At 45.6% G+C, this 15,753-nt stretch carries 14 protein-coding genes; 13 read left to right on the top strand and 1 reads right to left on the bottom strand.

All coding sequences use genetic code 11. From position 1 onward, the window contains the following. From GT003_RS21700 to GT003_RS21640, 13 genes are all read left to right on the top strand, one after another. On the top strand, positions 1-103 hold a 103-nt coding region (locus GT003_RS21700), incomplete at its 5' end, for an IS3 family transposase (RefSeq protein WP_161699146.1). Between the two features lie 100 nt (positions 104-203). Next, positions 204-485 (top strand): hypothetical protein, encoded by a 282-nt coding sequence (locus tag GT003_RS21695; RefSeq protein ID WP_161701744.1) that lies wholly within the window; start codon positions 204-206, stop codon positions 483-485. Between the two features lie 69 nt (positions 486-554). After that, positions 555-965, top strand: coding sequence for a DUF5071 domain-containing protein (locus GT003_RS21690; RefSeq protein WP_161701742.1), 411 nt, complete (start codon positions 555-557; stop codon positions 963-965). Between the two features lie 353 nt (positions 966-1,318). Next, positions 1,319-2,203, top strand: coding sequence for a DUF1206 domain-containing protein (locus GT003_RS21685; RefSeq protein WP_161701739.1), 885 nt, complete (start codon positions 1,319-1,321; stop codon positions 2,201-2,203). Positions 2,204-2,227: 24 nt separating this feature from the next. Next, positions 2,228-2,980 (top strand): phosphatase PAP2 family protein, encoded by a 753-nt coding sequence (locus GT003_RS21680; protein ID WP_161701737.1) that lies wholly within the window; start codon positions 2,228-2,230, stop codon positions 2,978-2,980. Further along, positions 2,967-3,965: a diacylglycerol/lipid kinase family protein gene (locus GT003_RS21675; RefSeq protein WP_161701735.1), complete on the top strand. Its 999-nt coding sequence runs from the start codon at positions 2,967-2,969 to the stop codon at positions 3,963-3,965. The genes GT003_RS21680 and GT003_RS21675 overlap by 14 nt, the downstream gene beginning before the upstream one ends. A gap of 18 nt (positions 3,966-3,983) precedes the next feature. Beyond that, on the top strand, positions 3,984-4,781 hold the full coding sequence (locus GT003_RS21670) for a phosphatase PAP2 family protein (RefSeq protein WP_161701733.1): 798 nt from the start codon (positions 3,984-3,986) through the stop codon (positions 4,779-4,781). Between the two features lie 205 nt (positions 4,782-4,986). After that, positions 4,987-5,457, top strand: coding sequence for a DinB family protein (locus GT003_RS21665; RefSeq protein WP_161701731.1), 471 nt, complete (start codon positions 4,987-4,989; stop codon positions 5,455-5,457). A 480-nt stretch (positions 5,458-5,937) separates the two neighbouring features. After that, complete coding sequence (locus GT003_RS21660) at positions 5,938-7,029, top strand: hypothetical protein (protein WP_161701729.1); 1,092 nt, start codon at positions 5,938-5,940, stop codon at positions 7,027-7,029. A 972-nt stretch (positions 7,030-8,001) separates the two neighbouring features. After that, the gene (locus GT003_RS21655; protein ID WP_161701727.1) at positions 8,002-10,341 is read left to right on the top strand and encodes a helix-turn-helix domain-containing protein; all 2,340 of its coding nucleotides are present in this window, start codon (positions 8,002-8,004) and stop codon (positions 10,339-10,341) included. A 243-nt stretch (positions 10,342-10,584) separates the two neighbouring features. Next, positions 10,585-12,279: an extracellular solute-binding protein gene (locus tag GT003_RS21650; protein WP_161701725.1), complete on the top strand. Its 1,695-nt coding sequence runs from the start codon at positions 10,585-10,587 to the stop codon at positions 12,277-12,279. Positions 12,280-12,385: 106 nt separating this feature from the next. Further along, positions 12,386-13,288: an ABC transporter permease gene (locus GT003_RS21645; RefSeq protein ID WP_161701778.1), complete on the top strand. Its 903-nt coding sequence runs from the start codon at positions 12,386-12,388 to the stop codon at positions 13,286-13,288. 13 nt (positions 13,289-13,301) lie between these two features. Next, on the top strand, positions 13,302-14,192 hold the full coding sequence (locus GT003_RS21640) for a carbohydrate ABC transporter permease (protein WP_161701723.1): 891 nt from the start codon (positions 13,302-13,304) through the stop codon (positions 14,190-14,192). A gap of 239 nt (positions 14,193-14,431) precedes the next feature. On the opposite strand, the gene GT003_RS21635 is transcribed toward GT003_RS21640, so the two are convergent. Further along, complete coding sequence (locus tag GT003_RS21635; protein WP_161701721.1) at positions 14,432-15,745, bottom strand: tetratricopeptide repeat protein; 1,314 nt, start codon at positions 15,743-15,745, stop codon at positions 14,432-14,434. Positions 15,746-15,753 lie beyond the last annotated feature (8 nt).

Here is a 15,753-nt window from a genome sequence, read left to right as displayed (position 1 = left end):
TCACAGAGATATTCAGGCTTACATCCACTTCTACAACCATGAACGATTACAAGCAAAACTAAACGGCCTCAGTCCGATGGAGTACAGGACTAAGGCCGCCTAATTGACTTTATTTATTTGTACTGTCTACTTGACGGGGTGCAGTTCACTACTCGATCGGCTGCCGTTGCCCGTTGAAGTAACGGGCAGGATGACGTAATAAATTGCCGAATACATTCTACAAACAAAAAGAAAGGATGAGTACGATAAGCATTCATCATTTCGAAGTGATTAGAGTTCGCTTTGAGAATAAAGAATTTGGAATCGAAGAACTACAAAGTAGATTAAACACTGCCCCTGTGCCAGAACCCCAGATATCCAGCTTTTCAGAGAAACTACAAGACCTAGATGATGAGTTGGAACTCATCTTATATACTCAGTTGGAAGCAAGTCATTATCAGTTAGCACTTAATGCATTAGAAAGCTTCCTAGCTTCATTAACCTAAAGGGACACTATAGTTGAACAATGTTGGTCAAATCACAATATAAGAAATTAGGTTAAATGGAGGGATAATTTGTTTCATACTGAGGAGCTTGTTCCAAAGGACAAATATGACATTGAAGCAATAGAAAAGTTAAAAGCCATTGATCCATCTATATTTAATCTTCAGCCGATAGTTGGAAAGCTGTTTGAATGGATCCAAGACATTAATTGGCCGATAGCTCAAGAACTATGCACGATACTTGCTCGTTTAAGCTCAGAGGAGATTGTTCCGCAAATCAGAATGATACTTAATAGCGGTGATGAAGGTTGGCAATATTCATGTATTCGATTTCTTATCCCAATTCTTCCAAGTAAGGTGAAGATCGAAATCGGCCCGGATTTGCTACGAATTGTAAATACTCCTACAATTAGCGAAAAACTCGTTGAAATCGATACCGATGCAAGAGAAATATATGACCAACACTTTAAGTCGTTAAGCTAACGGGAACGATAGTTATAGTCGCGTCCTCGCGTCAAACCCGGCCTCAATTGGCCGGGTTTTTGTCCGTATTCCGGAGCGTATGTTCAGATCCGCAGGGTGTTTCCCAATCAGGCTTCGGACAAACACAATTTGTTCATGGGAATTAAACACGCAACACAGGCTGTGATGGTGAATTTACCCGAGTCCATACAGGAGTAAACAGCCAGTTATAAGGAGACGAAACGAATAACATTCCGGTTGGTTGGTTATGTCACAAACGGGTATGTATAGTTCAAAGACACTTGATGCTTCAGTTGTCCGTGAAAGGGCGGACGGATGATCGAAAGCATCCGATTCAGACGGGAGCGTGTCCTATGGCGAGCACGACGAAAAACTTCGGAAAAGTCATAGAAACAGGCAAGGAGGCGGCCGACAAGGCTGCGTATAGTCCGTTCGTCGAAGGAATGGCGCGGCTTGGCTACGGCGCGAGAGGCATTGTCTATTTCTTCATGGGGCTCTTGACGGTCAAGCTTGCTCTCGGAGCAGGCGGCAGGGCGACCGACCAGCAGGGCGCCATTGCCGCGATCGGCAACCAGCCGGTCGGTTGGGTGTTCCTCATTGCGCTGTTGGTCGGCCTCGTCTCTTACTCGTTGTGGGGATTGGCGCGCGCCATACTCGATCCGCTCCGCGTGGGGCATGATGCGAAAGGGATTGCCGAGCGAATCGGGTTTTTCTGCAGCGCGGTTTCGTATGCGATGCTGGTTCCGCCCACCTACCAACGGATTGTCGGCGGACCTCGGCCGGCCCACAACGGCGCTCAAACGGAACAAGCCCAGCAGACGGCCGCGCAGCTGTTTACAAAACCTTGGGGCCCTTGGCTGACGGGCTTCGTCGGTCTGATCGTGATCCTCGTGGGTTTGGTCCAGCTTTATCGGGCCGTCCAGCTCCATTTCGACCGGCAGACGGAGCCGCGCGCATTGAGCGACCGTTACGTCAAATGGGTGAAGCAGCTGGGACGATACGGCATGCTGGCGAGAGGCGTGCTTTTTATTCTCGTCGGCGTTCTGCTTATCTTATCGGGGTACCGCGTCAACCCGGGCAAAGCGCAGGGGTTTGAAGGCGCGCTGCTCTTGCTGCTTCGCCAGCCCTTTGGCGTCTGGCTGATGGGCATCGTTGCCGCAGGACTGGTCGCCATGGGTCTGTATTCCATGCTGATCGCCGTTTGGTTCCGGCTTAAAAGATCCCAGCAAACAAAATAACGACGACAGAGGGGCGGTGCTCTCATGCAAACGACAACTTCCTTGGAACGCGCAGAACAAAGAGCGGCGGTACGACGAAGCGATTCGACCGGATTCAGAACGCCGGATCTGTTCGCAAAGCGGCCGGTGATCGGGGTTGCCATTTTCATGATCGGACTTGCGGTATTCGGTATATTGGCCTACAACGTATATGTTCAGGGACCGATGATCCAGTGGGATAAGCAAATGGCGGATCACATGCATACGTCGGCCCTGAACAGCGCAGGGTGGGTGAGCGCGATTATGATTGCCGGCTATTATATCGGCTTGCAGGGCTATATCGTACTGGCCGTGGCGATGGCTTTATATTTTCTATCTAAGCGATATTGGAAGGAATTCCTGATCATCGCCGTCGGCTGTATCGGACAGGGGGGACTTTGGCTGCTGATGGCCAACGTCTTCGGCCGCGACCGTCCCGTGCTGGATCACCCGATCAGCAAGGCTATCGATTACCCTAGCTTCCCAAGCGGGCATACGATGAGCGCCGTCCTGTGCTTCGGCATGCTGGCGTACCTGCTGGTGCCGAAAATCGCCTCGCGTCCGTGGAAGGCGGCGGTGGTTGTACTGGCCCTCCTGCTGATGGCGTATATCGGATTCAGCCGTTTCTTCATGGGGGCCCACTACCTGACGGATATTGTCGGGGGGCTCGCGCTGGGCTTTGCGTGGACGGCGATGGTCATCACCGTATTTGAAGGGCTTTTCCGCAAAAAGGAGGAAAACGAACATGAGCAAGCATAAGAAATCGAAGCGCGTCAAATTGATCGTGAACCCCGGCTCGGGCAATGCGGCAGAAACGCCCGGACGGGTGGAGCGGGCGGTGAGCTTCCTGCAGAAGGAAGATTTCGAAGTGGATGTCGCCTATGCCAAGCCGAAAAGGAAGGGCTGCGAAATCGCCCGGAAAGCCGTTAAAGACGGCTATAAAACCGTTATCGTTATGGGGGGAGACGGAACGATCGTGGAGGTCATCCGCGGCCTCGCCGATAGCAAGACGCGCCTTGGCATTATCGTGGGGGGAACGATGAACGATATTGCCGGGAGTCTCGGAATTCCCGAAGACCCCGAAGAGGCGTGCGCGCTAATCGTGAAGGGGCATACGCGCAAGATCGACTTGGGCCGGGTGAAGACCAAGAAGCACAAGAAGTTTTATTTCGTTATGGTGGCGTCGATCGGCTTGACCGCCACGATGTATCCGAAGGTGAAGAAAGTGCCCAAGGGCAGGCTTTCCGGGCTGACGGACGCTTTCAAGACGTTCATGACATTCGAGTCCAAGCCCACGGTTCGTTTGACCTTGGACGATGACAGCAAAATCAAAGTCGAGACGATGATGGTCAATGTGGCGAATACGCCGCTGATCGCTTCGAAAAATCTGGTGGCGCCGGATGCCTCAATGGGCGATGGACTGCTCGATATTTCGGTCTACCCGGAGTTTAGCAAAGCCGATGTGCTGCAATATTTCAAAAAAACGGCCAAGGAAAACCTGATCCCCGACGATAAGCTGCAGCGCTACCGCGCACGCAAGATAAAAATCAAATCGGAGCCTGAGCTGGAGATCGCGGCAGACGGCATTCCGCTTGGCAAAGGCAAGGCAACGATCAAAATTTGTGCCGGCGCCCTGCGTATCTTCGCGCCCAAAGAAGGAGCGGGCGCGGAGAAGCCGGCGGAGAAGTGCGAAGCCGACATGCCCGCACCTGTATCCCCCTATGTGGTGCAGGTAAACGGCTAATCGAGAGGCGGAATTCATATGGTCAAATCGATGCATGAATCTGCGGCGCCTAACAAAAATACCCCCGCCGATATGCAAAGAAAAGCGCAGCAAACGGTCCGCGCCGAAGCTGCTCCGCCGCCCGAGCGGCGTCGGCGGGCGGCTATCTTTCACATCGGCATCGCGGTCTTCCTCGTCGCCTTCGGCATCCTGACCTGGCTGGTGCGGAAAACGGCTTATTTTTCGGTCGACCTGTCGGTCACGCGCGCGATTCAGGCCTGGAACAATCCGCTCGCGGACGCGGCGTGGCGTATCGTAAGCTGGGCCGGCAATGCCCCCCAGGCGGCTGTCGTCCCGGTGCTGCTCGTGCTGCTCCTCGTCCTTCTGGGCATGTATTGGGAAGCACTGGCCGCGACCTTGACGGCCATCGTCGTGGAAGTCTCCAACCTGCTGTTAAAGGTGGTCATTCACCGTCCGCGCCCGGCTTCCGATCTGGTCCATGTGACAGGCATGTTCAAGAGCTACAGCTTTCCAAGCGGCCATGTCATGTTCTATACGGGCTTCTACGGCTTTATGTTCTTTCTGACGTACGTGCTGCTAAAGCCATCCTGGAAACGGACGCTGCTTCTGATCCTATTCGGCGGAGCGGTGACGCTTGTCGGCGCTTCGCGTATCTATCTGGGCGCGCATTGGGCCAGCGACGTGCTGGGCGCTTATCTGATGGGCGGCATGGAGCTTCTCCTCTTCATCTTGGTCTACCGCTGGGGCAAGCCCCGATTCTTCTTGCGACAACCGGTTGCGCGGGAAACCGGGCGGCCCGGGCGGGCGGACGGTTGAAATGCCAGATGTCCGCTGCAGCCATCAACGGCGGTGCAAGTCATTTAGCTAACGGTTACATTAGTTCAATAAAGATAATACGGCAACTCATCGCATGATGAGCTGCCGTTTTTTGAGTAAATGGAGGATACTTCAAATATTTTATTTTAATGCGAACATAAGTTCTGGTATAATGAAGCAAAATAGAAGTCGAAAGGAAGCAACTATGAACGCTATAGAGGCAATAGTACAGAATTTATGCGAGGTTAGACGCAGAAGCATAATTATTTGGGAAAGTATTCCGCATGAGTTTTTGGACTGGAGACCAGATTCAGAGGCGTTAAGCATAAAAGAAATGATCCGCCATGTTCTGGATAGTGAACATTATTACCATCTTGCCTTGCTGAATGAAGGCAGTCTATCCGCTTATGAATCCCCTTATGAAGCTCGTACTTTTACAATGCTCAAAGATGAACTCGACTTTTCAGAAACCTATCGGAATGAATTTATGAATACAGTTAAATCTTATACACAAGAGGATTTAACAAGGATCCAAATTGATCGAAAAGATGTTGGGTACATTCGATCATTAGGAGACATGCTGATGAGAATTGCATATCATGAAGCAGTCCATTCGGGTCAACTTTTAGATTATTTAAGAACTGCTGGATTAAAGCGACCAAAGGTTTGGGATTGAGTTTAAGAAAAATTGATTGAACTAGCGGAGAACGATAGTTCAGCGATCCAGGGAGCAGTTTGTCGCAGCGGCAACTGCTCCTTTTGTCGTTAAGCTATTGGGCGGGATAGTTTGATTATTCGCGGCGAACCATACCTTAAGTAACGGCAAGTATTTATTGTGCAACTCGAATCAAATATGTGAAGATGCGACCGGTAAAAAAGATATCGTTGATTAAGGAAAGATTCGAGCCCCGACTATACCTATAATAACGTAAGGGCCATCCCAAAAGGATGGCCTTACAACTTGCCGTTACAGACAGCGCGGAGAACCGTACCCCTTTTCAAAATCCAGGTAGAACAGAAATATAGGCATCTAGCCTAATGCGGGCGGCATTTTTTGTAAGTTATCTAGAAGATTGGTAGTAGTACATTAGGTAGAATCATTTAATTCCACATTATGCTAAATTTATGCTAGATCGCCAATAGGAGGGAAAACGTGATGAAAAGCCGATTTATGCTACTAGCTTCGGGAGTTATGCTCCTCATGCTGCTTCTGCCTGTCCAAGCGACCGCTGCGAGCAAACAGCTGCTTTACCATTTTAACGGAACCATCGCAGACTTCGACCAAACCCGTATCGTTTGGAAAGAAACCGCCAATAAGATGCTCTGGCTGTACAACCGTACGGACAAAAGCGAAGTATTGGTGTATGATGCCACCGGGTCCAACTCTGCGATCGGTCAAGCGAAATTATCCGCTGAAGGTGTCGTGTATTCTTTCGCAGACCAAACGTCTCACAAGGCTGTCACGCAGTATTGGAGGGACGGTGAGGTGCGACAGCTTGGCGATGCAGATCTTGCCGCGGTAAAAGGGAATTTCGCGGTACTTGCCGATCGAGTCGTGGATTTGACGTCGGGACAGTCCCGTCCGTTTGATTCGAAACATTCGGATGTGTCGCCGGACGGAAGCGTCGTTTACGCGACTTTGAACGATCTGTACAAGATGCTTCCCGACGGCACGTCGACGAAGCTGGCGTCGAGGTCTCCGAGCCTCGTGTCGGAGTGGTACCATGTGCCCTTAGGATTATATGGTCCTGTATCCGACGGACAAAATACCATCTTCAACGAACTTATGATGGTTGATAATTATTCGTATATGAAGTACGTGACCCGATTGATCAGCGCGGATGGCACGCGTACCACATTAGCCATTAACCCTTGGCCGGCACCAGGCGACTATGCCGTCAACAACGGCTGGATTGCTTATATCAAGTATGTTAAAGACAAGAATAGCTGGATCCTGAATGTCCGTTCGCCGCAAGGCGTGGAGAAGCAGGTGTTCGAAACGACATCGTGGTCTCCAACGCACATGCCCCTCAGCATCGAGCAGTTTTGGCCGGACGGATCGGTTGCTTATACGCTAAACAAAAAAACGACGTATATTTATTTCAACCAAACCGATACACTTAAAGATGTTTCCGGCGTTTGGCAACAATTCCAATACCGTGAGCATATCTTCGACGGTCCGGAAGCGTCCCAATTTCGATTTGGCGCATGGTATCGGCTTGATGGCGGTTCGCTGTACGGCATTTAATCTGGAACGCTGATACTACCGCTTATTTCGAAGAAAAGCCTCTCGGTCGGCAGCAGATTAGATTCAACTCTTCACTAAGCTTTCGGGAGACGATAGCTCCGGACAGCGGACTTTTCCCAGGGATAGGCCATCATCCCATTTATGGGACGGCTTATCCTTTGTAGAGCTCGATGTCCTGTATACCTTGTTGACTGCTGCTGCGCAAAGCAAGCATAGGGAGAATGAACTGAAATCCATGATTCATACGATCGGCAGTCATGTGTTATTCGACATCGAGGCTTTATCCTCAAGACGGAAGAATCCTTGTTTGAAGATAATCTGAATGAAAGTCTTCTATTATTGGCGTTCGATTAAATAGGAGCGGCTCATGTTGAGTTCTCATGTAAATGGTATTGCAATTAATTCCATTTTACATGAAGCCGGCAGGGGCTTTTTGTTTTTTAGCCGTCACGATCGCGATTCCTATGCAATTCAGGGATATCTCCGTATTGATAGGCTGGAACTAAATAATGTTTAGAGCGATGTTAAATTTAGTTGATCCTGTAAAAAGTGACGATTTACAATTTCTTCTTGCCGGGCATACAGTTATCCAAGGTAACGGTTCGGAGCTGAAAACAGCTTGAAGGGAAGCGGTTGGGGTTCGGTCCAACTGCGAAGTTTGAGGAGGGAGGTAAGATACTCCACCGAGAGATGCGCAGATGGGGAGGGGACAACGGTGAAACGCCTGACCTGCTGATGAGCGCATGGACAATTTCACGCTCCACGTATGTTCACCGTGATCGATTTGGAATGCAACGTCTCCGAATTCTCGATAAAAATAGGAGCAGCTCATGTTGAGTTCTCTTGTAAATGGTATTTCAGTTCCTTCCATTTTACATGAACCCGGCATGGGCCTTTTGCTTTCTAACCGTCGCGGTACCTAGCAATTCGTCTACTATTTCTCTGAATGGGATTATGGAGGATTGAGGCAGTATGATTTTAAAATTCATAAAAGAAAAAAGAAAAATATTTAGATCCTTATTACTTTCGTATTTAACCATCATCTTAGTATCGCTAATTATAAGCGCCGTAGCCTATATACAATCCGTTCGAGTCATTCAAACGGAAATCAATAAAGCCAATCATGCCATGCTAAAACAATTACAGGATACGATAGATAATAAACTAAATGACATTGACAAAATAATGAATACGATTGTGTTGGATAAGAACGTTATTGCACAATGCAATCTTGTTGAGCCTATACAGCCAGCTTACCGTTTATCCATGTTGCAAGTAATCAGTGCCATCGGGACCTCTAAAGTCACAAACAGCTATATTAAGGATGTTTTCATCTATGTTCCCAAAAGAGATCTAATCGTGTCCGACAAAGGGACAAGCAGCGGTATGGAATATTTCGATGCTTATTATCCGGATGAGGTGCAGGATAAAAAGGCATGGATAAACTTCTTAAAACGGCTGCATAAGAGGGATTTTTATCCCATGTCTTCAAGAAATACGGAATACCCCAATTTGGGCGGCGCGGTGCTTCTTCAATCGATTCCGTCTTATGGCGTTGAGGAAAGTAATGCAACGCTTGGAATTATTCTTGACCGTGCATTTCTAGAAAACGCATTAAGTAATTTGAATAAAGGTTTAGGGGGGGACTCTATCATCATAAATAGCCGGAATGAGGTAGTTGCGTCTTTAAATAATCAGAGCGATCTTCGTATTCCCGATTTAAACCTGATTGGAAATCAAGGATCGTTAAAATTAAAACTTGGCAGCTCCAAAGTAGAATTAACGTATATCAAATCTGCAAATGTAGATTGGAGCTACATTAACATTGTGCCGAGGTCGTTTTTTTCTAAGCAAGCAAAGGATGTTATTAAAGTCATGTTAGTATGCACCTTTTTATGCCTGATTGGAGGGACATTCGTAGCGCTGCTGTTTGCTAGGAAAAATTATAATCCAATAGATAATATAATGATGATGTTTTCGAAGCTAGGCAAAATTAAATATGATCATAGCTTAAATGAATTCAAATTGATTGAAAAGTCGATGTTGAGTATTATCGATGAAAACAAAAGCATGACAAGCACATGGGAACAGCACAAGGAAACGCTTAAGGATAATTTTCTCAACAGATTAGTAAAAGGATATATTAAAAGCAGTCTGCCTCTCGATGACAGATACAGTACATATGGCATAGATCTCAAGGGTGACCACTTTGTGGTAATCGGGTTCTACTTAGAAGACGTAGGTAAAATTCATTTTTCCGAAAATGATGAAAGCGATGACAGATCCATAGAACTAGCACAGTTTATCGTTCGAAATATAATGGAGGAATTGGTTGGTAAACATTTTAACTGCGTTTTTTTCGAAGTAGATAAATCCATCGTGTGCATCGCGAATATCGATCAATCATCCGAGGACACCGCCTTCATTCAAAATGAAATCATCAGCGGGAAAAACTTGATTTTCGATAAATACGGAATCCTTTTCACTGCCTCGATAAGTAATGTACACTCTACGATCAGCGGTATACCTGAGGCGTACAAAGAGTGTCTTGAAGCTGCGGAATATAAAATCGTCGTTGGCGATAACAATATTATCCTGTATAGCGATATTTATCCTCCCGACAGAATTAATTTTACCAATACGTATCCGATCGAAGTTCAGCAACAATTTATTAATAGTATAAGAGCCGGCGACTTTGCACATGCGAAACAAGTCATGCAGCATGTATTCGACCAGAATTTCGCGAATCCCAATATTTCGCTGGATATGGCTAGATGTCTTATGTTTGCTATCGTAAATACGATGATAAATGCATTTAATGATAGAGGGTTGATATACGATAGCAAGTTTATTGAGAGCCTGAATCCTTTTCGAAAATTAATTGAATGCAAAACGATTTTTAAAATGCAAAAACAAATGATGGATATTCTATTGAAAATAGAGCAGGCTTACAATGAAAAAAATCAGGTGGTCAATGCAAGCAAAAGCATGGAGATTATTGCCTATATTGAACGCCACTACAGCGACAGTTCTTTAAGCGTGGCATCTATTGCTACTGAGTTCGGGCTAACGCCTGTTTATATATCGCGATTTTTCAAGGGTCAGACAGGGGAAGGTGTCTTGTCTACAATAAACAAAACCCGATTAGAGAAGGCAAAAGCTTACCTGCTGGATGATGAATTGAATATCAAAGAGATTGCCGAATTAACAGGATTCTTGAACAGCAATATGTTTATTCGTACCTTTAAAAAAAATGAAGGGGTAACCCCGGGGAAATATCGTGAACTAAATCATGTTTTAGATCGAAGTTGAATTTTGGCGATCGAGTAAAAAATGACGATTGACTAAATTTGGCGTCCTTTTATGCCTGTGAATCTATCGAAAACGTTCAAAAGCGCTTCTAAACGTCGATCGTTTGACTATTGGCGATGAAGATAAAAGTGACGATTTACGGTTCCTCCCTACCTGACATACAGTCTAACCAGGGTTACCGAGTAGGATCTGTTAACTTGCTACCTGAGATCGGAAACACAATAACCCAGAGGGGGAATGGCAATGAAGAAAATGAAGAAATTAGGTCTTCCGCTATCTTCAGGCATACTTGTCGCTTCAATGGTTCTATCTCTTGCTGCTTGTGGGAGTAATACGAACAATTCCGAAAACACATCAGACAACGCTCCAAACACGCCAGACGGCACTGCAACGACCGGGGCGGGGTCGTTAGCGGATTTCGCAAAATTCCAAGGCACGAAGCTCACTTATTGGCATCCGTTTAGTTCGACCTATATCAAAAGCATAAATGATAACATGGTTGTTCAGGAGATGGAGAAAAGAACAGGGATTAAGGTGGATTATATTACGCCGCCTTCCGGACAAGAATCAGATGCATTTAATTTAATGATTGCCTCCGGAGAGCTTCCGGATATTATTCCTGACCAGGGATATAAAGGTGGCGGGCTCAAAGCCGTACAGGACGGCGTGTATTTAAAATTAAATGACCTTATTCCGAAGTATGCTCCAAACTATGCGGCGGTGCTGGCTCAGAATCCTGATTTCGCTAAACAGGCCAAAGAAGACGATGGTACGATATGGAGCTTCAAGATGCTGCAGACAGACGAAGAGCCTTCATGGGCAGGTCCGGCAATCAGAAAAGATTATCTTGACGAATTGGGACTGCAGGTGCCGAAGACGATTGACGATTGGACCAATGTTCTCAAAGCGCTGAAGGATAAGAAAAAGCTCGAAACGCCGATGCTCTTACAATTAAAGAGCAAATTCGGTGCTGCAGAAGCTTTCGCCGGTACCTTTGGTTCTTCCTATTCCCAATTTTTGAATAAAAACGGGACTGTTGTTTACGGTCCGATCGAGCCGGGGTTTAAAGACTTCTTGACCTTGATGAATCAATGGTATAAAGAGGGTCTAATTGATAAAGATTTTGCAACGCGCGATGATACGAGCGCCGATGCGCAGGTTACGTCTGGAAAAGCTGGCGCAGTTGCCGTTGCCTTTTACGGAAGCTTTGGTCCGTGGGCGACTTCGGGTAAAGCGACAAACCCCGATTACAATTTGGTGCCTACGACGTATCCCGTCCTTAAAGAGGGAGATGACCCTGCTAAGACCATACACGTCGGAAATAAGAATTGGTATTCAAAAGGAAGCGATATTGCGATATCCGCAAAAAGCAAAAACGTCGAAGCCGCGTTAAGATGGCTTGATTACCGCTATTCTGCAGAAGGGTTTATGTTGTTCAACTATGGAGTTGAAGGCGTATCCTACAACTGGGTTGACGGGCCCGTGGAACAGAAGGACGGCTCCGGATTCTTCCCGCCAGCTCTGAGTGAAAGAATTAAAACGCAGCATCCCGAGTTTACGGATCTTTTAACGAAGAATCCGGACGGAGTAGATTTCTGGACTGCAATTGATAAATATAAATCCCTTTACGAGGCCTATCTTAGAAATCCGCTATCTTATGTAATGGCTCCTGAAGTTTATGATGCAATGGATAAATGGAGCACCCCAGAAAAGGATTACAATATGCCGCCTTTGTCATCAACCGATGAAGAAGTCAAAGTAAATGCCGAAGTGATGACTCAGATCAATACGTATCGGGAAGAAATGGTTTACAAGTTCATCATGGGTGAAGAACCTATCGATGATTTTGATCAGTATGTCGCGCAAATTAAAAAAATGGGTATCGATAAGATGATTAAAATTACTCAAGATCAGCTCGAACGGTACAACAATAGATAACCAATATCATGATATGGGATGGCAAATCGACAGATAACCATCCCATATCGTTTTCATTTGGTAGGAAGGATGATTCATTTTGATCGTAAAAACCCATAACCGGAAAATGAATATTCTAAAAACAGATTTCAAAAAAAATAAATACATTTATTTAATGGTTTCTATTGTTGTTGCGTGGTACATCATATTTGCCTATATACCTATGTACGGCGTGATTATCGCGTTTAAGGACTTTAATCCGGGGCGTGGAATTCTCAATAGTCCATGGGTCGGACTCGACCATTTCAAATCATTTTTCATTGATCCAAACTTTCGGCGCGTCATTACAAATACGTTTCTGATCAATATTTATGACATCCTATGGGGTTTTCCAGCCCCTATTATCCTTGCTTTGTTAATGAATGAAGTTAGAAGTAAGATATTCAAAAAAACGGTTCAAAACTTGACCTATCTGCCGTTTTTTATTTCAATCGTCGTCGTATGCGGTATCATTATCGATTTTACCTCTACCAATGGACTAATTAACCAGCTGCTTTCTCATTTTGGTGTTGAAAAGACGAACTTGCTAGCCAATAAGGATCTTTTCAGAACCATATTTGTCGGTTCCGGAATTTGGCAAGGCATAGGTTGGGGGAGCATTATCTATCTTGCTGCCTTGACGAATATTGATCAGCAGCAATATGAAGCGGCTACGATTGACGGAGCTGGACGTTGGAAACAATTACTTCATATTACGTTACCGGGCATATCCTCTACGATCATGATCCTTTTAATTCTCAGAATGGGCTCCATTATGAGCGTAGGGTTCGAAAAAATCATTCTTTTGTACAATCCTTTAACCTATGATACGGCCGATGTTATTTCTTCCTATGTTTATAGAAGAGGTCTATTAAATGCCGATTACAGCTATAGCACGGCTATCGGTCTGCTAAATTCACTGATAAATTTCTTCTTCCTTATAGGAGCCAATTGGCTTTCCAAGAAATATTCGGAAAACAGCTTGTGGTAAAGGGTGTGTTGAAATGATTCATAATCGTTCAATGAGTGAAAAAACGTTCGATTTGATTAATATCATTTTCTTGTCCGTGCTTTCCATCGCATGTATATATCCGATGCTATATGTAATTTTCGCTTCATTAAGCGATCCGAGGCTATTGATGCAGCATGAAGGAATATTGCTCAAACCTCTTGGGTTTACATGGAAAGGCTACTCGTTGGTGTTAAATAATCCCAATATCAGCATCGGATATTACAATACCGTTTATTACGTTGTGGTTGGAACCTTGATTAGCATGATTTTTACTTGCTTCGGGGGATATGCGTTATCAAGAAAAGGGGTTTTATTCTCAAAATATATATTAATTCTAATCACCATAACGATGTTCTTTAGCGGCGGCCTTATTCCGTTTTACTTATTGGTTAAAGATCTGGGAATATACGATACGAGATGGGCTATTATTCTCCCAAGCGCAATAAGTACATGGAATCTTATCATCATGAGAACCTCATTTATGCAGATTCCCGAGAGTCTTGAAGAGTCTGCTAAGATGGACGGGGCAAATGACTTTACGGTGCTTTTTAGAATCATCCTTCCATTATCAATGCCCATTATTGCGGTTATGGTGTTATTCTATGGCGTAGCGATGTGGAATTCATGGTTTAATGCGGCCATATTCCTTAGAGATCGAAGTACCTTTCCCCTACAGCTGATCCTTAGGGAAATCCTTATTCAAAATGATAAAGGCAGCATGTTGCAAGTACAAAACGGAATCAGCGGTCAAGCGGAGGACATGTATAGAGCGCTCATTCAGTATTCGACCATTGTGATAGCGACGTTACCCATTCTCGTCGCCTATCCGTTCTTGCAGAAATACTTTGTCAAAGGCATTATGGTCGGCTCATTAAAAGGCTAGTGGTAGGAGATCCTGGACTGTTCTACTTCTGAAGCAACTATTGGGGCGCGTACTGGCAATGAGGGCTTTCGGCTAGAGCAATACGACCAAAGCCCAAGGGCCGTAACGATTTGCCGTTTGATGAATGCGATGTAACGAATAGACCGCCAATAAGTCGATTGACTTATTGGCGGTCTATTCACGTATAGCGAACTGCGAAGAATCCAGCTTGCATAACCAGCCTTGCATGAAAGGCGCTATCATAAGAGGCTTCTATCGGACGGCGGTTTCGGCAAACTATATCCGCCATCTGCTCCCTTTTTCGAAAAAATAATAGCATAAGCAATGGTTATTAATAAGGCTGCAGCGACCGAACACCACATTAACATCCGAAATAGGAAAGCCACGGGATCTATATCAGCTTCTATTACAGTGTTCATCATGGTCCTGCTCCCATGGAAAACAGTGATGTAATAGGCCATGAAAGAAGCGGCGCCCATATGCAAACAACTCATCAAAACATAAACCAATCTGCCCGTTTTCGATGACAGCGGAGCAAGAAGCTTTATTGTCATAAGCGATAGGATAGATAAGCCCAACAGGTCAAAGAAAAACCGCGGATCGACTTCCGGTTCTTCAGTTATGTTTAAGATCAAGGCCGGACCTAGCGATAGGAGAGCAAGAAGCAATAAAGGCGCGGCAAGGCGCCCTGTGAATTTTTGCGAATGAAGCCGCCGCCAAAATTTTGTGGCCATTAGGACCGTTATAAAGTACAACAGGCAAATAATGAATCCATACAACATGTTCCTTTGTGTGATAATATGGCTTTTTTTCAAGGCATAATTAAAGTTTTCTCCGGGATTTTCCAACGCCATTGCCTGATCCAGGGATTGGATGGCCTTTTCATAATGATGCTGCTTAACGAGAATGTCGGAATACAACTGCAAGGCCAGGGCTTTGTCGGTGTTTGACATGCCGGCCTTGGCAAAGCTCTTTATATATTTTCCCGCATGCTCGCTCGCCTTCCGGTAGTCGCCGCTTACAAAATAGTTATTTGCCAAATAGATATGCATTTCGGGCGCAATCAAGGCGTCCTCATTCTTTGACAGAATGGCTTCGACTTCCACCAGGCTTTGTTTGATGGGAATGTTGTCCTCTTTCAGCCGTACTTTTCCAAAATCTCGCAATGCTGGCCATTCAGAACGTCTTTCATTCAAATAAGCGACTCTTTCCCGAAAGGCGCCGGCAAATTTACCCTCGGGGAATCGGTCAAGATACTTCTTATAAACGGACAACGCTTTTTGAAAATTAAAGAGGTAGTCATCATAGATATGGGTTAATTGCTTGTAGACCGTTTCATTTTTCAGTTCCGGATTCTTTGCCAGGAGTTCTTCCAAAACTAAAGCGGCCTGCTCATAATTTTTGGCGGCAATGAATCGGTTTGCTTTATTGCCGTAATCCTGTTCGAGGCCGGCAGAACTGCTTTGTGCCAGGCCGGTGCCGGGACTCGTAATGAAAACCATACAAGCAATCATGATGGAAACAAAAAAATGAGGGGATCTATTTTTATTCATGTCATTCT

The sequence above is a fragment of the Paenibacillus sacheonensis genome (assembly GCF_009909195.1).
Classification (GTDB): domain Bacteria; phylum Bacillota; class Bacilli; order Paenibacillales; family Paenibacillaceae; genus Paenibacillus_Z; species Paenibacillus_Z sacheonensis.
This window is presented reverse-complemented; position numbering and strand designations above follow the sequence as displayed.